Below are 17148 nucleotides of genomic sequence, written 5' to 3'. Positions count from 1 at the left end.
AACAATTTTGTCCTCTCTTGTGTTTTGGTTTTTTGTTTTTTTTTTTGTTTTTTTTTTTTTTTTTTTTTTTTGGGGGGGGGCGGCGGGGGGGCCCCCCCGCGCCGGCCGGTCGCCGACGCGCTTGCCCCTCCATGTGTCTACGCCACCGGGGCCGCACGTCGTCGCCCGCCCGCGCCCACAAGGGGGCGAAAAGAACCAGGCCGGGGGTGGGGACGGACGGCTCCACGGCTTTACCCACACTCCCCGATTCGGGTCCCGCGTCGAGCAAGACCAGGGGGCCACTCGGACACATTGCGGGCAGGGGACAAGCCTGCCCGAGTAGCCGGACAGCGTACGGCCCCCTGATCATGCTCGACCCCAAACCGGGCAGGACACCGGCCAAAGCCGTTCCACCGACCGTCTGGGCATCGACCGCACCGCACCGCACGGACTCAGCCACGAAGAGCCCACCAGCCGTGCCCCTGGGGCGACTCGTGGGGTGTACCAAGGTGAGGGTTCGGTGTGTTGCCGGGGCCGGGGCGAAGGCGTCGGTCGTGGGTGGGATCGAGCGCCGTGGGGGTGGCTGCCGGTCGGCTCCGTTGTCCTGATGCCGTACGGCAGCACGAACCTGCCTGGCTGCCAAGGTCATTCGTCCAGTGGGGCGCTCCACCTTGGCAGCCAGGCAGAACCGTGCAGGGCAGGGCCCATCAGGACAACGGCCCCGACCTCGAAGGAGCGCACCATGAACGCCTTCACGATGATCTGCCCCAACCACCAGGGCGGCGGCTGCTGGGCCTGCGACGGCAAGGGGTACGTCACCTTCACCGGCGAGAACGCCGACCGCGCCGCCGACACCCTGGCCCGGATCGACCGGTGGGCAACCCGCCGCGAACAGGAGCGCCACGAGGAAGGCTGAGCAAAAGGCCCCGGCGAAAGCTGGGGCCCAAAGCCGCACAGACCTCACGCCGTCGGCCACGGCCAGGGGCCATCGGACACATGGCGGGCAGGGGTGAAGCCTGCCCGAGTAGCCGGCAAGCGTACGGCCCCCTGATCATGCTCGACCCCAAACCGGGCAGGACACCGGCCAAAGCCATTCCGCCGACCTTGCGTTCGGCCATTGAGACGCGCTCATTGGCCCACCTGCCCCCTACCAGCCGTTCGAGTGCTCCAGTAGGCCATGGCCTCCGCACCGAAGCCAGCCACTACGAACATGCCCGCCAGCCAGAAGAGCGGCGTGCTCTGCCACTCCAAGCCACCAAGCAGCGCAGCCACACCGAGGGAAGGCAGAAAGACCGCGACAGCGGTCCACCACTGGCCCTTGCGAGCTTGGAAAATCGCAGAGACCGACGCGAGCATGAAGAGCAGCGTCGTCACTGCCACTGGTATCCACATAGCGGCAGTCTGCCGTGCCCTTGTCCGTCGCATACCCACGCCCCACCAATGAGGCCACCGTGTGCCCCTCGCGTGCCCGACGGGGCGGGGAACCAAGGAGACTAGGGGCGAATCACGGGCACCACGCCGTAGAGCGGTAGGTCAGACATGTTCCAGGTCAGGCCGTATCCGCGTACTGGGTCTTCCAAACTGGTGATGTACAGCAGCAAGGTGCAGCAACCACCGCGCCCGCAGCCGACCGCTACCAGCCTCGACAGGCCGACGATGCCCCCGCAGACCACAACGGTTTCGACCTATATCGCCCAGGTTTCAAAAATGCCCAACTCCTTCCCGATGAAGAGCGCTGCCGAAGTAGGAACCAGCAAGCAAATGCCGATGCCGCCAAGCAAATATGGTGCCACTGGCGTCGCTTTCGGGAAGTGGCCATCGGGTCGACGCTTGCGCGCAATAGCGAAGCGCCGGATAAACAGAGCGGCACTCAACATGAGCAGGAACGCGCCGACAATCTGCAGCGCCATCAAGCCGCATTGAATAAGGAAAAGGACCAGGTACGAGAGCAGCACCCCCACGACTACCCTCACTTACTCAGATTTCGGCATTAATCAGAATCCGGTCGACTTTCATTGCCGTCGACTGCAACCACGCGCAAGGCGGACAATAGGATCATGGCCTGGAGTGCGTCAACCCGTGCAGCTGAACGCGTGCCCGACCGGTTGGTAAGTCGCGGCCATCTACAGGGCTCCCCCGCCCTGGACCAGCAACCGCGACAAGCACCACCACGGCAGTTCAAGGGCACTTACCCCACTGGTGGCTCTGGTGATAATGAGGCGCACGCCCCTCCGTACAGCAGTGAAGTACAGCAGCGACAGCAACCGACAGCGCCCGCCATGAAGTCGACAGCGGCCCGAAAGGGGCCGTAATGACTCTGGATGACCGATCCATTCTTAGCTACGGCTCAGATGCTCCCCGTGCCACAACCGCGCCAGATGGAGCGGGGAGCCACGGGGAACTGCGGTCGCCGACGGTGCCCGCGCCCGTGTCCGTCGATGTCGGCGTGCCGCAGGTCAGACCACAAGTCGCCCCACCTCGCTTGTAAAGCGGGGGTCGTCGGTTCGAACCCGACAGGAGGCTCCAGCGAGAAGACCCCCAGCCGATCAAGGCTGGGGGTCTTTGACATCCAGATCTGACATCAACGGCTCTGATCACTCACGGCGCGGGCGGCGCTTGAGTAGCCGGCCCAGCCCGATTGGCCGCTCGCCCCGAGTGCGCATCAGCGGGCGAAAGGCACCCCATCTGGATAGGCCGATTACCCCGATCTGCTGATAATCGGCGCGTTCCTATCGAGCGGGACCATCGATCGGCTGGGTACGGGTCAAGCTCACCCCTGGTTCCGACAAATCGGCTGAAACAGGGAGTGTGTACATGAGTTCTGACATCAGGACAAGGACCCCGCTGGGACCTGTGCCCCGTCGAGACAAGTGGAAGGCCCGCAGCGCGGTCGTCTCGCTCGCGCTGGTCCTGGCGTCCGGGGTGGTCAGTCCGGTCGCGGCCGCGGCTCAGAGCATGGGCGAACGCGTGAGCGCGTCGAGCGGCCCGGGCGGCGGAGACGATAAGTGCGAGGGCGTATCGATCCTCGGCGACAGGGACCGTTGCAAGGGAGGGACGGGCCCGACGGGTGCGACGGGTGCGACGGGTGCCACCGGTCCCGCTGGTCCGACCGGCGCGACGGGTGCAACCGGCGCGACGGGACCGACCGGGGCGACCGGCGCGACCGGCGCGACCGGCGCGACCGGGCCCACGGTCAATGTCGGCGCGAGTATCTTCGCCATTAGCAACCAGACCATCCCGACCGGCGTCACCACCCAGATCGCTTTCGACGGCGCCGACTACGACACGGACACGATGTTCGATGACGCGTCCAACACTCTGGTGGTCAACACTGCCGGGCGCTACCTCCTCAAGGGAAGGCTTTTCTGGAGCTTCACTCCGACTGAGGCTCCGGCGGGGCAACGTGACCTGTTCATCGACGTCAACGGCAATACCTTCGCCTTGGACGAGCAGGACACCGTAAACATCAGTGACGGTTTTGGAATTTCGGAGGAGGTGTCCACGATTGTTCAGCTGAATGCCGGTGACGTGATCTCCCTCAAAGCCTTCCAGAACACCGGAAGCGACGCCTTTTCGCTCGCCGTGTTTGGAGGCAAAGTCCTTGCTCCGCAGCTCCAGGCGGAGTGGCTCGCGCCGTAGACAGCGCCCTCGGCCCGGTGGACTCTGTGACGGCCTGCCGGTCTCTCGGCAGGCCGTCGCACTGAGCCTCTCAATTCGGCACCTGATCGGGTGACCCAGCGGATCGAGCGGGTGTGGGGTGCAACGAACGAGGCCTCTCGGCTATTGAGCAGTCGCGGACCGTTGGCGATCAAGCGGCGATGGAGCGGGGACTCACGGGGAATGGCAGCTGCCAGCGGGGCTCAGGTACCGCGGGCACCGGGTCAGCGTTAGCCAGGTCAGCGCCCAACTCGCCCCACCTCGCTCCTGAAGCGGGTGTCGCAGGTTGGAGTCCTGCCGGGGTACCAGCGCAGACCTCGTCTAGTCGAACGTCTCCGGACCGCGATTCCGCCTCTGAGATTGAAGCTTGGCGAGGCTCCCCTATCTGGCGAAACTGCCCAGTATCCAACGGTGTATCCGCTACGGTCGGCTTCTCTCGTCGCGTCCCTTTGGGGGATTCATGTCACACAACACACCGTCGCAGCCGCCGCCTTGGGGCCAGCCGCCAGCCCCCGGGGGCCCCAACCCGTACCCGCCTCCGACCCCTCAGCCGGAGCGCCCGAAGTGGGCACGTAAGCGGATCTTGATCCCGTCCGCGCTGATGGTGTTCTTCATAGGCATCGTCGCCGGGTCTGACGGCGAGACGAAAACCGACACCTCGGCGAGCAAGAAGGCAGCACCTGCTGCAACCGTGACCGCGACGGTCACCGCCACTCCGCCGCCGGCCGCCACGGAGACGGTGACGGCCGAGCCGGAACCTGCGCCGACCGTGACGAAGACGAAGGCCGTACGTGTCACGGTGGCCCCCGCTGCGGGCGGCGACGACGACGGCGGTGGGTCGGGCGGTTCGACCTACTACGCGAACTGCACCGAGGTGCGCGCCGCTGGCGCTGCTCCGATCCGTACGGGGGATCCGGGCTACGGCGGCCACCTGGACCGCGACGGTGACGGCGTCGCCTGCGAATAGCGCAAGGCATACAAGTAGCCCCTCCCGCGGACGGCGCGGGGGGCTTCAGGCAAGGTTCGCCTTGGATGCGTGCAGTTCGTTTCGAGGGTCCTGCTGACATCCATTCAACGACGCGACGCCCAGTACCGCGCCGCCCGATGGGTTCGCAGGCGATGTGACCCCAGCTACCAGGTGGAGCCTCCGTTCGAAGCGGGGGAGACCGAACTTCACTGACAAGTCCCACGCGGTCGGTACAGATGCGAAGTACCGCAACCACAACAACTGACCCCGGTATGGCCGCCGCTGACCGTCACGGCTAGAGCTACGGGTCGAAGTGCGGCTGTCCGATCGTGCCCACTGTTCCCCACCGCTTCCTGCCACGACGGTTTTCAGGGTTGGTGATGAACAATCGAGGCGCCGGTCAGGTGGGGGGCGGCCAGGGCTGCTGGGCAAGGTGGCGTTGCAAGTCGAGGTGTCGGAACTGGTACACGGCCCCGGTCTGCCGCAGCACACCGCGATGCTCGTGCGCATCCTGGAGAAATGCCATCAAATCCCACGGGGCTTTGCGCCGCACCGCCAGGTATGACCTGGCTATCACCAAGCCTGCCCATGCTGTCCTGCTGAGCCCGCCCACGAGCCCGATCATGAGCCCGAACGCGATCCCAACCGCGATCCCGACCGCGATCCCGAACGCCAGCCCGGCCGCCAGGCCGGCTGCGAACCCAGCCGCCAGCCCGGCCGTAAGCCCGCCCACGAAGTAGGTACGGCGGTCCTGGGTAAGCAGTGTCGCGGGCCCGATCATAGTGGTTAGGTCAGGTTTCTCTGTCGTGAGTCCTACCGTGAGCCCGATCGCCAGCCCGGCTGCAAGCCCGGCTGCCAACCCGCCCGCGAACCCGGCCGCCAGCCCGAACGCGAGCCCGAATGCGAGCCTGGCCGCGAGCGAGCCGGATGACCAGCGCAGCCGCGTACTCGGGGCACTCGCGAACCTGCACGTGAGCCCGCCCGCGAGCCCGAACGCGAGCGCAGCCGCGAGTCCAGCCGCGAGCCCGACCGCTAGCCCGAACGTGAGGCCGGCCGCCAGTCCGGCCGTGAGTCCGGCCGTGAGTCCGGCCGTGAACCTGATCGTCAGGCGGCGGGCAGGCCCGGGAAGGGCTTGGTGGAGTTCCCACCAAGCCAGGTCGGGGCTGCTGTCGCGGTTGGTCTCCAGGTGCCGGGCGAGGAAGGCCAAGGTGCCGTAGGCCCGGGGTACCGGCCAGCGGGGCGGGTGGGGGTGGTGAGGGGTGTAGGCGGCAGGGATGAAGGCGTTGAACAGGTGAGCATCGAGGGCGGCCCGGGTGGGGAAGGCGGTTGTGTCGCACAGTTCGTCCGGGTGGGGGATGGGGTCGGGGGCGGCCGAGATGTGTGGGCGGGGGTTGTAGATAGTGCGGGCCAAGAAGAGGCCCAAAGGGGTGCTCAGCGCCTGCCCGACAGGCGTGTCGGTGCCCAGGTGGATGGCCGCGGTGGTCCAGCGGTCGGCCGCGGCAGTGTGCTCACCGCCTGCGTCACGGCGCAAGTAGGCGGCGGCCTGCTCAGGGATGAGCGGCAGCAGGTGGATACCGGCGGCGCCGTTGAGCCGCACCATGACGTCGGGCCGCTGCACGGCGGTGCGGTAGGCGGTGACGCGGCTGGCTAAGACCAGCGGCTGTTTCGCGGGCAGGGCCCGGTTGAGGGCGCTGAGGGCCAGTGGGTGCATGGCGGGAGGGAGTTCGTCAAAGCCGTCGAGGAGCGGCAGGATGAGCCGGTTGTCCAGCAGGGCTTGGGCTAAGTCGATCGCGTCCGCCCGGGGCATGGTCGCCGCGGCGGGAACGCGCAGGCCGGGGTGGCTGCGGCGGAGCTGCTCGGCCAGCCAGCCCTCTAATGGCCGGCGGGGGTCCCAGGAGGCCAGGGAGACCAGCACCGGCACCGAGCCGCCCTCAGGCCGCTGTTCGATCAGATCCTGGAGCAGCCGGACCAACAGCATGGTCTTGCCGGAGCCGGGCTCGCCTAAGACCACCAGGCGGCGGGTGGGCACGAGTTGGGTGAACACCTCACCGATTTGCGCGGCAGCGCCCGCCAGGCCCGCGACCTCCTCAGGCCACCGGGCGGGATCCCCTGGCGGACCACCAGGCCAGCTCTGGGCCACCTCGGCCAGCAGAGGCCAGGGCTCGACCAGATCGGCGTCAGCGGGACGCCAGGCGACCGGCAGCGGATACGGGTCATTCATCCGGCGGGTGGCGGACTCGTGGTCCCACTGCTTCTGCACCGCCTGCGCCAGTTGATCGGCGACCGTCCCCAAGTCCAGGGCGGCTGCTTCGACGCGGTCGTGGTAAAAGGCCTTCCACGCCAGGTAGGCGAGGGGCAGGCCCATCAGCCACGTAGCTGCGGTCTCGGCCATCCCAGACGCAAAATACCGGACCAGTGCCAATGCCCCGGCCGTCCCCAGCACCATCAACAGCAGGAACCAGATACCTACACGCTTCGGCCCTCGGCCATGTCCTCCACGGTTCACGGCGAGTCATCCTGCCGTGTCTCGTCCCTGCCGGTGCGCCGTTCACGGCAGAAGCCAACACGCTAGTGAGCCCAGGACAGCCAGAGCCATTGCAGTACAGCAGCGAGGTACAGCAACCGCCGCGACCGCAGCCGACTATCACCGGCTCCAGATGACCGGCTGACCAGCCTCGCAGACCGCAGCGACCGCCCCGCCGGTAGTTCGCATCGAGCGGCTCCCTGACAGCCACGGCCGACTGTGAGGATGTCGGTGGCGCCGCCGAAGGGGGTCTGACCTACATCTGACCAACCCACGCTGTCCCGTTGATGATTTGTCGGCCGACTCGAGTGATGCCGCCGACATCCTCACAGTCAATTGGTGACGGTGAAAGCAGCACGAACAGGCAACCATCCCATCGTCGAGGAGGTCGTGGACGTTGACATGGGGAGCAACGGGGCCATCCTGACTGAGTGTCACGGTACCGACAACCCCGCTAGGAGAGAGGCAGGGCCGCTCAGCTTGTGACCCGCGGACGTCCTTGCACATCAGCGGCCGCGACCGTTGCTGTCCCGCATACGCTTCGCGGTCGGGTGCCAGTTGCGGACCCGTTGGACACGTTCGTGGCCGAGCAACGCCGCGCGTGGGCTTCAGCTGCATACATTCGGGGGTCCGTTGCCAGCGGTGCCTACTAGTCTCAGCACATGGCACAAGGCCGGACCGCTGTCCCCGTAGAAGTCAAGCGCGCCGTGCTCGTTGAGGCGGGACATCGCTGCGCAATTCCCACATGCCGCGCGAGCACGACTGAGATTGCGCACATCAAACCTTGGCACAAAGTGCGCGAGCACAAGTTTGAGAATCTGATCGCGCTTTGCCCTACCTGTCATTCACGCTTTGACAAGGGAGAGATCGACCGTAAGGCGATGCTCCAGTACAAGGCGAATCTTGGCGTCATTAATGGCCGCTACGGAGAGATCGAGCGGCGTGTGTTGACCCTGTTTGCGGAGAACTCAGAGATCAACTCCATCCCGATGCCTGCTGCGTCAGACGTAGCAATGATGCACCTCGTAAAAGATGGCCTCTTCGTCCGCGGGCTGAAACGGGAGTTGGGAATCCTGATCCCTAACGGATCCAATGCAGTCATCGACTTCGCCGGAGGATCGCAGGAGTTCTACACGATCACAGAGAAGGGTAGGGACCTGGTAACCAGGCTGGCGAATGCTCGCTCGCTTGGTTAGCAATGCCAGTCTTGCAGCAAGTCAGGGTGAGCCGCCGCGCACCAGAACCTGTTGTTGATGCGTCGCACACTGCATTGTCGTGAGGAACCTCGAAGGGCACGCCGTAGTCGGCGGTGCCTGTCTTGGTCAGCTAAGCGCCCGATGGGCGTTGCGCCCGCAGCCTCGTAGACAGGCACACCCGGATGCGCAGCCGATCCGCACGTTTCTGCAGGTCAGAGAGGCTGCGGCATGCTCCCTGGACATGCTCTGAACTGGGAAGAGAGTCGGAGCATTAGTGATGCAGTCGCGGGGCCGCCACAGGGGTAATGCGAGTGCCCTCGCCGTGCGCAGCGGAATCAAGCACCTTCCTCCAGTCCGTGTCGCCGAGCCAGGCCTTGCCCATGAGGTGTGCGGTCCAGTGGGCGAGATCTGCCCAACTGCGAAGCCGCTCCACCTCGATCGAGTAGGCATCGGCATCGATGTCCAGATCACACGCCGAGTGGTGAACGTTCCATCGGACTCCGCCCGGGTAGTTCATGATCTCCATTGCGTTACGAATGACAAGCTCTCCAGCTGGGGTCCTATCCATGCCTTCCTTCTCCCAGGCGCGAACGGATTCCTGGCGCTCGTTGATCATTCCGTTGTCAATCCAGATGCATCCGTCACGGTCGTCGACGGGCTGCTTGCAAGCATCGCAAATGGCCTTGAGCTCGTGAGCAGTCATGGCTGCGATCCTGCCCCATGGAGTGAGCTATCCGCTGGTGAATCTCGTACTCGACCCCCATGACCGTGGGCCCTTGATGCGTTCCGAGTGGCGACGAATGGCTCCCACCGTTCGCCCACCGCCTTCCGGAGCCGTCCGCTTCAACCCCCGAGCGAGAACCCTTCCGGCAGCTCACCAAGGACGGCCTCGTTCTCCGTAAGCCCTATACGACAGCGTCATGTCTCGGTGCTGAGCTGCCCACAGCGCCGGCGGTGCGAAGGTCTCTGCACATGGCATCGAGCGTAGTGAGCCAGGCCCAGCATCCAACCACCGCCCCATCAGTGACGTGACCTTTCTCAGAACTTCGCACTCCCCGTGCGCGACTATCGCTACTCCGCTGGAGCATCTCGCTGCTGGAGCGGCAACCAGCAGACGGGACAGGGAGAAGGCAGCCATGCGGCACGATCGACAGTCGCGGCCCATTCGTGGACCGGGATCTCCGGTCAGGCCCGCTGCAAGGGTCTGACCAGCAAAGACGTCCAGAGTTCAAGGGGCCTCCGGAGCCGTGTGCGCAGGTTCGAATCCTGCCGGGGGCACCCAGTATGAGGTGCCCAAAGACCCCGCCATCAGCGCTTTAGCTGAGGACGGGGTCTTGGCGTATGTGCAGCCGTATGCCGCTCGAAGCGGCCGTATGTCGGGTCCGTGGACTATCCGTGGACAGGGAAGCCGGTCATCGGCGCAGGTCGGCCGACGATATGGCGAGCGCCGGGACACATCCAGGGGCTTCGGAGTTTCCCACCCTGGGCGTGTCACTCGTACACGGGTGACAGGTCCTCGATCTGAAACCTCAGCCAGTGGCTTTGGCGATGATGCGGTCCATCTCCTCCCGGCCGAAGGCCCGCAGGGTGGTGGTACGGACGTTGCCCAACCCGGCGACCTGCAGGAGCACCGCAGTCGCGGTCTCGTCATCGGGCGCCTCTACGACGGCCACGATGTCGTACGGACCGACGGTCCAGTAAAGGTTCAGGACCTTCACCCCCAGCTTCTGTGCCGCCGCGGCGAAGGCCTCGGCACGCTGCGAGGTGTCCTTGTAGCCCCGGACCCCCTGATCGGTCCAGTTCAGCAACGAGACATACGTCGGCATGGTCTTTTCACCCCTATGAAGGAGACACAACACATCGTCGATCAATTCTGAGCACCATGCGCGTAATGCGCATTTAGGAGCACGCCGAACGAGTGACTACGAGCGACCGAACTCCTCAAGCGGCGGCCAGCTCGCCAGCACGAACCAAGGTGCCGACGGCAGCGCCGACGGCAACGAGGGCGGACGGCGACTGCAGACAGAAAGCTCACCGCTGCGTACTGTCTGTGGACGGGAATGCCGGGCATCCGCCCAGGTCGGTTTGCGACATGGCGAAGGCCCCCAGACAGATCCAGGGGCCTCGGGACATACCGCCGTGGGCGGGTCACTCGTACTCACGTAACAGATCCTCGATACGCCGATTGGCGACCTCCTGGCGGCCGTCGAGGTACTTGGCGTACCGACTGAGCAGCAACTCAACGCTGTTTACCCGCGCGCTCCGCAACCTCGGTCGGGTCCACGCTTGCGTTGAGCCACGTGGAGAGCGCGGAGTGGCGCAGGTCGTACGGACCCCGCCCGAGGCATCTGTTTTCCACGCCAGGGGCGCGCCTCAGGCGCAGCCCGCCAGCATCCGTTAGAGCTGCCGGGAGGCCGGCGACGGACAACAGCGGCGGTTCGACGTGGGCAGGACGCTTTCCGCAAGGCACTGGTCGCTCGGTACGGGTTGATCTGCGCTGTGACAGGTTCGGGCGGCTGCGTCCTCGGCACAGCCACGCTCTTGACCTGCATGTTGCCTGAGAGGTGAATGGCTCCGGAGTCGTGTGCGCAGGTTCGAATCCTGCCGAGGCACTCCGGGAAGAGCTCCTGACCTGCAGAAATACAGGTCAGGAGTTTTTGTGTGCACTCCAAAACTCCCACGGTCTCCTGACCGTTGCTCTTTTCGGGCCGTGCATTGCCCTGTACGCCGAGTCCGACCTCTCCTGCTGGCAGGTTTCTACAGGTCAAGGGCCTTTCGCCAGGCATTCGTTGGCCGAACGCGCCACCAGATCCGGCCGTACCGCAGACCGGTGACCCCAATCTCGTTTCCTCCCGAAAAAACCGTACCCCGACGGATTCGCCGTCCGGGTGTGACTACGGCCGCCGTGCTAGCAGCGCATCGCCTTCACCTGGTCGGCCAGGGAGTCAAGCAGCTTGCGCTCGCCGGCCTTGGTGTACTCCTTGTTGTCGAACGCCAGGAACGAGTTCATGCCGAATTCGATGGCGCGGTTCTTCACCTCGAGGGAAAGGCTGAACCCGGACGGAACAACTCCGTTGTCGTTCTTCTTGTAGTGGGCGGTAACCCCGAGGGTGACGATCTTGTAGTCCGCGTTGCACTGCAGGGTCTCGCTCTCCACGGCCTTCAGGATCCTGTCGGCCGACTTGGTGACCGGGACGACATTGGCGCGGTGGCCCGCACCTCTGACGCCGGCGGGGATCATCCGCGCGCCAACGTGCCCGGGACCGCCCCACTCACCCACGGTGGTCTCGCACGTGCCGGGCTTCGAGTCCCGATCCACAGCCCCGACCCGGATGTCGGCGAGGGCCGGCCTGCCCAGCTTGTCCGTCTTGTAGGTCTGCCAGGAGGGGCCCGCGGGGTCCGTCCGATAAGTGTGCTTCTTCTGGAGGTACTTGGCGCAGGGTATCTCCGCCGCCGCCTCCGTCACGTCGACCTCTGCGGCCTGGGCCCCGTCCGGGGACCCGGTGTCGGCGTGGGCCAACGAGCCGGCGCCCGCCATCACGGCGAGAGAGGAAGTGGCGGCCATTACCGCCAGGACACGCCCCGTGGGCTGACGATCGCGCATTTCGCGTCCTTCCTGAGAAGAGAAGAGGGAGAATGAAAAGAAGGGGGAACCTCGTTACCGCGCAGCGCGGTAGGCGGCACCCACGCGGTTGGCCTTCGCGCCGTTGTAGAGGCCGGTGCCATGGCCGCGCTGCGTGGAAAGCGTGAACCACGCATACCGCTTGACGTACGGCAGCTTTTCCAGCATGGCGGTCGACTTCTTCACGAAGGCGGCCTGCCTGGCCTTGGTCGGATACCTTGGCGTACCGCTGGAGAAGTCGATCAACGCGTACTCGGTCAGCCAAATGGGCTTCTTGTAGCGCTGGTACACGGCACGGAGGTAGTTCTTCAAGTGACCGGTCGCGGCTTGGGCGTTGAAGTCCGAGCCGTACCAATGCAAGGGAATGAAATCGACCCGGTAGCCGCGGGCGGCGGCGCCTTTCATGAAGCGGTCGAGCCAGCCGCCGGCCAGGTCACCGCCGGCGGCCACCGCGGGTGCTCCGAGGCGCATTCCGGTCGACTGCAGCCGGGGCCACAGGTCGAGCGCCTCCTTCACCGACATCTTCGCCTGGTCCGCCAGGTCGGGTTCGTTGAATCCGAGCAGGTTCTTGCCCTGTGCCCTGGCCCGTTTGAGATGAGCGTCGGTCACGAAGTCGCGGCCCCAGATCATGGGCACGAACTCGACGCCCGGCGGGGGCTTGATCTTCTGCTTGTCCGAGGCCCAGGTGTAGAACCAGCCGACCTTCGCGTCGGCCATCGCCCCGGTTGCCCCGTTGAATTTCCAGGCGCTGATGCCCTTCTTCTTCACCGCGACGGCGGATGCGCTCGCGTCGGCCTGGTTGCTCCCGGTGGACGTGAGCATGGTCAGGACGGCCAGCAGCACCAGGAGTAAGCGCAGCTTCCGCATGGCTTCCACGCTCCCGTGTCAGAACTTGGCGCCGAAGTCCTGCGTCCAGTAAGTCCCGTGCGCGGAACCGGGCTTCTTCACGTAGCCGACGCCCAGGTGCTTGAGTGAGCAGTTGAGAATGTTGGCCCGATGCCCCGGGGACTTCATCCAACTCTCGACGACCGCGGCGGCGCTCTTCTGACCCGGGGCGACGTTCTCCGCGAGCGAACTGAAGCCGGTGTAACCCGCCGCCCTGGCCCTGGTCACCATCGTGCTGCCGTTGGAGCCGTCGTGGCCGACGAAGTTGTGCCTGGCCATGTCGGCGGAGTGTCGCTGGGCGGCCCTGGCGAGCGCGGAGTTCTTCTTCAGCCTGGGGCAACCGGCCTTCACCCGTTCCGCGTTCGTCAGCTTGAGCACGCCGGCTCGCAGCGACTCGGCGGACGGTGCCGCCGATGCTGAGGCGGCGGAGGTGGCCGACAATGCGGTGGTTGCCGCGGTGACCGTAAGAACCGTGGCGAGGTACCTGGATATGCGCATTCTTTCCGTTCCCGTCTGGTCGAAGTTCGAGTGATGAGCAGCCTAAATGGCGTGAGCCGAGCGCTGATTCGGCTCATTTGAGCTTTCCATTCCAGATTGAATGCGGTCAATTTAATCCGGTCCTGCCCGCCATTAATTCGCGCGGAGGCCCGACATCCTGACCGCCGCGCCAAGGCCCTTTCCGACGGAATGCGAAGGAGCCCTGCCGGGCTGCCAAAGGAGTGACGCGGCCCCGAGAGCGGCGGCGTGGTCGCCCAACTTCGCAGGACGGACGAGCAGCAACGGCCGCGAGCCGCACCGCACGACGTTCGCCAGCAGTTCACGCCGCACCGACTCCATAAGGGTCGGGCCGGCCGTGACGAATTCACCGCCCACGACGACGATGCCGGGTTCGAGCGCGTTGACCAGACCGGCCAGCACCCTTCCCACGTGGGTGCCGGCCCGGCGAAGCACCGCGTGGGCGGCCGGATCTCCGGAACCCAACGCGGCCACCAAGTCCGGTAAGTCCGCCCCGGGTCGGTACGAGTTCAGCATGGCCGTGGTCGACGCGACGGTCTGCAGACAGCCCTGGCCACCGCAGGGGCATGGCGCGCCTCCGGGCTCCGCGGTGATGTGCCCGAACTCCCCCGACCGGCCGTGTGCGCCACGGTGCAGCACGCCACCGCTCACCAGCGCCCCACCGACAGGGTCCGAGAGTTCCAGGTAGAGCACGTCTCGCTGTCCCTGGGCCGCGCCCCAGACCGTCTCGGCCAGGGCCGCGAGCCGCGCGGCGTTGTCGAACCGCACCCGTGTGCCGAAGCTGCGGCCCATCATCACCGCCATGGCCCGCTGGTCGACCGCGGCGGGCGAGTCGGTTGCCGGGCCCGTCACCGCGACTCCCACACCGTTCAGGGCGTCGAGTCGCAGTCGTCCACCGGTCAGGGTGCCGACGAGCCGACGCGCGATGACGATACGGTCCGGCCACTGGGCCGTGGGGGAATGCGCTTCACTCGCCGTACTGATGGCGTCGTGCTCCAAGCCGTGGCGCTCCAGGCCGTCGTGGTCCCCCGCCACCGCGACCACGCGAACGGCCCGCCGCCCGAAGTCGATGCCCAGGACACGGCCGGCCTCCGGGTTCAGAACCAGCTTCTCCGCCGGGCGCCCCCGCCTGCGTGGAGTGTTGTCCGGCACCGCGGCGATCACCTGGCCACTGTCCACGAGCCTGCTGACGACCTCGTAGAGCGTGGTGCGCGACAGCCCGGACAACTGCCCCAGCTCGCTCCGTGTCAGGGGGCCGAACTGGCGCAGCAAGCGCAGCATCTGATCCCCGTACTGTCCCCGTGCCCATGTGGTGTTGCGTGTCGCGTTCGGCACTTCTGCCCCCTCCTTGCGGCAGACCCGGCCTGCCGCAAGAAGGAAAGTAGGGACCGCTCTTGTGGAATCTTTGTGATCGGGACCGCCCCTCCTGAACCGCCCCTCCCGGCGCAGTGAACGGGCGGTCAGGCCGGGCCGTCCACGCGCAGCACGAATCCGACACCGTGCACGGTGTGCAGGATGCGAGGACGCCCGTCTGCCTCCGTCTTGCGCCTCAGACAGCTGACGAACGTGTCCACGACGTCCGTACGGACGCCGGCGTCGTAGCCCCAGACGTGTTCGAGCAGCTGGCCGCGGGTCAGGACCAGGCCCGCGTTCCGGGCCAGCATCTCCAGGAGGTGGAACTCGCGGGGCGTCAGGTGCAGGAGCTGTCCGTCCAGCCATGCCTTGCGGGCGGACGGTTCCACGACCAGGCCGCCGACCCGGACCCGGTCCGTCGCGGTGGGTGGGCGGCGCCGCAGGAGGGCGTGCAAGCGCAGCGTCAGTTCCTGGAGCGCGAAGGGCTTGACCAGGTAGTCGTCGCCGCCGGCCTGCAACCCGGCGATCCTGTCGGCCACTTCGTCCAGTCCGGAGAACATGAGAACGGGCACGTCGTCCCCGTTCTCGCGGAGTGTCCGGCACACGTCGATGCCGCTCAGGTCGGGCATGCAGACATCGAGGACCACAATGTCCGGACGGAGTCTGTTCATCGACTCCATCGCGGAACGGCCGTCACCGGCCAGCGTCACCTCAAAGCCCCCCAGCCGGAGTCCGCGTTCCAGCGAACGCCGCGTGCTCACGTCGTCGTCGGCCACGAGAACTCGTCCGGCCCTGCCGGCCATGCGTCGCTCCTCTCAAGGCGTTGCCTACGCCCGCGGGCGCGATGCTAGGCGTGGGCCAACTGCCTCCGGGTTCATTCCCCGTTGGTCCGAGGCCGCTCGCCACTCAGCCCGCGGACCGGCGGGACGCCGTATCGCCACGGCTGTCGTAGGCCGCCCGCGCCTCGATGACGTCACTCATATGACTGATCGACCAGTTCTTCAACGCCACCAGCGGCTCGCGCAGAGTGGCGCCCAGCTCGGTGATCTCGTACTCGACGCGGGGTGGGATCTCCGGGTGGATGGTCCGGCGGACCAGACCGTCCCGCTCCAGCGCGCGGAGTGTCTGCGTGAGCATCTTCTCGCTCACGCCCTCAAGCTTCCTGCGCAGAGCGGTGTAGCGCTTGGCTCCGGATTCCGCCAGCTCCCCGAGTACGAGCACGGTCCACTTGTCGCCGATGCGGTGCAGGACGTCGCGGGACGGACAGCCGCCGGCGTACGGGTCCCACTCGGTGCACGATTCCTTCGTCATGCCCTCACCCGTCATGCCCTCACCCGCCATGCCCTCACCCCTCGTCGCGTGCACGTCCCGCTGCCGCGGTAAGCGTATCCAGGGGAGGAAACTCTCCGGAGCGACGGGCACTCTACGCCGGAGAGTGCCTGGCCGCGGGCGACTCGGGCCGCATCGTGCGGTACTGCGACGGTGTGCAGCCCATGACCCGGCGGAAGCTCCGGGAGAAGTGCTCGGAGCCCGAGAAGCCGCAGCGCTGGCCTATGGCCGCGATGGTCTCGGTGCCGTTCTCCAGGTGCGTTCGCGCCGACGCGATCCTCAGCTCGGTGAGATACCGGTAGGGCGTGGCGCCCGTGGCGTTCTTGAAGCAGCGCAGGAAGTGGAAGCGGCTGAAGGAGACCAGGGCGGCGAGATCGTCCAGGGTGATGGGCCGCGCAAAGTTGGCTCTCATATACGAGGTGATGGTCTCCAGTTGCTGCTGGGTGAGACCGCCCGCCGGCTCCTTCGGGGCGGCGGCGCGCGACCGCGGAATACGAAGGTGGGCGAGGATGAAACGCGCCGCCGAGTCCGCGTACACGTCGTCGGCACCGAGTTCACTGGCGGCCACCACCGCCTTCACCATTTCGGCGAGCACCGGGTCGAAGGTGACAGCCGGACAGAGGTGCGGGGACTGGCGCTCCCCCATCCGGAATTCCTCTCCGACGAGCCGGCGCACCATGGCCTCGGGAATGGCGAGGGACGCGATCACGGCGGGCCTGTTCCCTTTCGGGGACACGACCAGCGGCCGGTTGGGTTCTGCGGGGGTGACGCAGACGTCCTCCGGCAGCAGGATCGTCTCCCGCGTGTCCCCGCGGCCCCCGTGGACGGCGAGGATGCCGCTCACGTGCACACTCAGCCCGATTCCCGTCGACGGCGGCACCGGAAGCGTGTGCACGCCCTTGCCCAGCGTCCGCTTCCACACGTGCAGCGCGCGCCACATCGTGTGGGCCACCGCAGTGGTTCCGTCCAACGTCGGCGTTCCTTTCTTCCTCGGGTCCGACAGCTCTCCCCCGAACCATGACAAGGAGGAGGTGCTGTTCTCAAGGAATCCCTGCGGGAATAATCGACGCCGGTCGGGATTAATTCAGCACAGGAATTGCCGACCCTGAATCGCCGACCC

Annotated in this window: 16 protein-coding genes and 1 pseudogene; 4 read left to right on the top strand and 13 right to left on the bottom strand. The window is 66.3% G+C overall.

All coding sequences use genetic code 11. From position 1 onward, the window contains the following. Window positions 1-721: 721 nt before the first annotated feature. Complete coding sequence (locus tag ACFYWY_RS04060; protein ID WP_389179280.1) at window positions 722-895, top strand: hypothetical protein; 174 nt, start codon at window positions 722-724, stop codon at window positions 893-895. A 212-nt stretch (window positions 896-1107) separates the two neighbouring features. On the opposite strand, the gene ACFYWY_RS04055 is transcribed toward ACFYWY_RS04060, so the two are convergent. After that, window positions 1108-1371: a hypothetical protein gene (locus ACFYWY_RS04055; protein WP_389179277.1), complete on the bottom strand. Its 264-nt coding sequence runs from the start codon at window positions 1369-1371 to the stop codon at window positions 1108-1110. Between the two features lie 293 nt (window positions 1372-1664). Next, complete coding sequence (locus ACFYWY_RS04050; protein ID WP_389179274.1) at window positions 1665-1940, bottom strand: hypothetical protein; 276 nt, start codon at window positions 1938-1940, stop codon at window positions 1665-1667. A gap of 853 nt (window positions 1941-2793) precedes the next feature. On the opposite strand from ACFYWY_RS04050, the gene ACFYWY_RS04045 reads away from it, so the two are divergent. Next, a complete protein-coding gene (locus tag ACFYWY_RS04045; RefSeq protein WP_389179271.1) occupies window positions 2794-3618 on the top strand; it encodes a hypothetical protein in 825 nt (274 codons plus the stop codon). 619 nt (window positions 3619-4237) lie between these two features. After that, entirely contained in the window at window positions 4238-4603 is a 366-nt protein-coding gene (locus ACFYWY_RS04040; protein ID WP_389179268.1) for an excalibur calcium-binding domain-containing protein, read from the top strand. Between the two features lie 400 nt (window positions 4604-5003). Here the strand turns inward: ACFYWY_RS04040 and ACFYWY_RS04035 are convergent, their stop codons facing one another. Next, window positions 5004-6995: an NACHT domain-containing protein gene (locus ACFYWY_RS04035; RefSeq protein ID WP_389179265.1), complete on the bottom strand. Its 1992-nt coding sequence runs from the start codon at window positions 6993-6995 to the stop codon at window positions 5004-5006. A 794-nt stretch (window positions 6996-7789) separates the two neighbouring features. Here ACFYWY_RS04035 and ACFYWY_RS04030 point away from each other — a divergent pair. Continuing rightward, entirely contained in the window at window positions 7790-8323 is a 534-nt protein-coding gene (locus tag ACFYWY_RS04030; protein WP_389179262.1) for an HNH endonuclease, read from the top strand. A gap of 271 nt (window positions 8324-8594) precedes the next feature. Here ACFYWY_RS04030 and ACFYWY_RS04025 read toward each other — a convergent pair whose 3' ends face one another. The 10 genes and pseudogenes from ACFYWY_RS04025 to ACFYWY_RS03980 all read right to left on the bottom strand — a co-directional run bounded on the left by ACFYWY_RS04025 (window position 8595) and on the right by ACFYWY_RS03980 (window position 16998). Further along, window positions 8595-9026 (bottom strand): hypothetical protein, encoded by a 432-nt coding sequence (locus ACFYWY_RS04025; protein WP_389179259.1) that lies wholly within the window; start codon window positions 9024-9026, stop codon window positions 8595-8597. An 826-nt stretch (window positions 9027-9852) separates the two neighbouring features. Further along, window positions 9853-10149, bottom strand: coding sequence for a GYD domain-containing protein (locus tag ACFYWY_RS04020; protein WP_389179256.1), 297 nt, complete (start codon window positions 10147-10149; stop codon window positions 9853-9855). A 322-nt stretch (window positions 10150-10471) separates the two neighbouring features. Beyond that, window positions 10472-10661: pseudogene (locus ACFYWY_RS04015) on the bottom strand (site-specific integrase); the annotation flags it as partial. Between the two features lie 570 nt (window positions 10662-11231). Continuing rightward, the gene (locus ACFYWY_RS04010; RefSeq protein ID WP_389179253.1) at window positions 11232-11888 is read right to left on the bottom strand and encodes a hypothetical protein; all 657 of its coding nucleotides are present in this window, start codon (window positions 11886-11888) and stop codon (window positions 11232-11234) included. Between the two features lie 93 nt (window positions 11889-11981). Next, window positions 11982-12812, bottom strand: a complete 831-nt coding sequence (locus ACFYWY_RS04005; RefSeq protein WP_389179250.1) for a glycoside hydrolase family protein — start codon at window positions 12810-12812, stop codon at window positions 11982-11984. Window positions 12813-12830: 18 nt separating this feature from the next. Beyond that, complete coding sequence (locus ACFYWY_RS04000) at window positions 12831-13328, bottom strand: CAP domain-containing protein (protein WP_389179247.1); 498 nt, start codon at window positions 13326-13328, stop codon at window positions 12831-12833. A 132-nt stretch (window positions 13329-13460) separates the two neighbouring features. After that, complete coding sequence (locus ACFYWY_RS03995) at window positions 13461-14681, bottom strand: ROK family protein (RefSeq protein ID WP_389179245.1); 1221 nt, start codon at window positions 14679-14681, stop codon at window positions 13461-13463. 125 nt (window positions 14682-14806) lie between these two features. After that, window positions 14807-15502 (bottom strand): response regulator transcription factor, encoded by a 696-nt coding sequence (locus ACFYWY_RS03990; RefSeq protein ID WP_389179242.1) that lies wholly within the window; start codon window positions 15500-15502, stop codon window positions 14807-14809. 103 nt (window positions 15503-15605) lie between these two features. Continuing rightward, a complete protein-coding gene (locus ACFYWY_RS03985) occupies window positions 15606-16010 on the bottom strand; it encodes a winged helix-turn-helix transcriptional regulator (RefSeq protein ID WP_389179239.1) in 405 nt (134 codons plus the stop codon). A gap of 112 nt (window positions 16011-16122) precedes the next feature. Beyond that, on the bottom strand, window positions 16123-16998 hold the full coding sequence (locus tag ACFYWY_RS03980) for a helix-turn-helix domain-containing protein (RefSeq protein ID WP_389179236.1): 876 nt from the start codon (window positions 16996-16998) through the stop codon (window positions 16123-16125). Window positions 16999-17148: the final 150 nt, after the last annotated feature.

Source organism: Streptomyces sp. NPDC002870 (assembly GCF_042888505.1).
Classification (GTDB): Bacteria; Actinomycetota; Actinomycetes; order Streptomycetales; family Streptomycetaceae; genus Streptomyces.
The sequence above is the reverse complement of the archived record's forward strand: the minus strand, read 5'-3'. Positions and strand labels throughout refer to the sequence as shown.

Coding starts and splice junctions, on each gene's coding strand:
- ACFYWY_RS04000 (WP_389179247.1), bottom strand. CDS start 13,328: ATGCGCATATCCAGGTACCTCGCCACGGTTCTTACGGTCACCGCGGCA.
- ACFYWY_RS04060 (WP_389179280.1), top strand. CDS start 722: ATGAACGCCTTCACGATGATCTGCCCCAACCACCAGGGCGGCGGCTGC.
- ACFYWY_RS04055 (WP_389179277.1), bottom strand. CDS start 1,371: ATGTGGATACCAGTGGCAGTGACGACGCTGCTCTTCATGCTCGCGTCG.
- ACFYWY_RS04020 (WP_389179256.1), bottom strand. CDS start 10,149: ATGCCGACGTATGTCTCGTTGCTGAACTGGACCGATCAGGGGGTCCGG.
- ACFYWY_RS03985 (WP_389179239.1), bottom strand. CDS start 16,010: ATGACGAAGGAATCGTGCACCGAGTGGGACCCGTACGCCGGCGGCTGT.
- ACFYWY_RS04045 (WP_389179271.1), top strand. CDS start 2,794: ATGAGTTCTGACATCAGGACAAGGACCCCGCTGGGACCTGTGCCCCGT.
- ACFYWY_RS04040 (WP_389179268.1), top strand. CDS start 4,238: ATGGTGTTCTTCATAGGCATCGTCGCCGGGTCTGACGGCGAGACGAAA.
- ACFYWY_RS03990 (WP_389179242.1), bottom strand. CDS start 15,502: ATGGCCGGCAGGGCCGGACGAGTTCTCGTGGCCGACGACGACGTGAGC.
- ACFYWY_RS04025 (WP_389179259.1), bottom strand. CDS start 9,026: ATGACTGCTCACGAGCTCAAGGCCATTTGCGATGCTTGCAAGCAGCCC.
- ACFYWY_RS04035 (WP_389179265.1), bottom strand. CDS start 6,995: ATGGCCGAGACCGCAGCTACGTGGCTGATGGGCCTGCCCCTCGCCTAC.
- ACFYWY_RS04010 (WP_389179253.1), bottom strand. CDS start 11,888: ATGGCCGCCACTTCCTCTCTCGCCGTGATGGCGGGCGCCGGCTCGTTG.
- ACFYWY_RS04005 (WP_389179250.1), bottom strand. CDS start 12,812: ATGCGGAAGCTGCGCTTACTCCTGGTGCTGCTGGCCGTCCTGACCATG.
- ACFYWY_RS04030 (WP_389179262.1), top strand. CDS start 7,790: ATGGCACAAGGCCGGACCGCTGTCCCCGTAGAAGTCAAGCGCGCCGTG.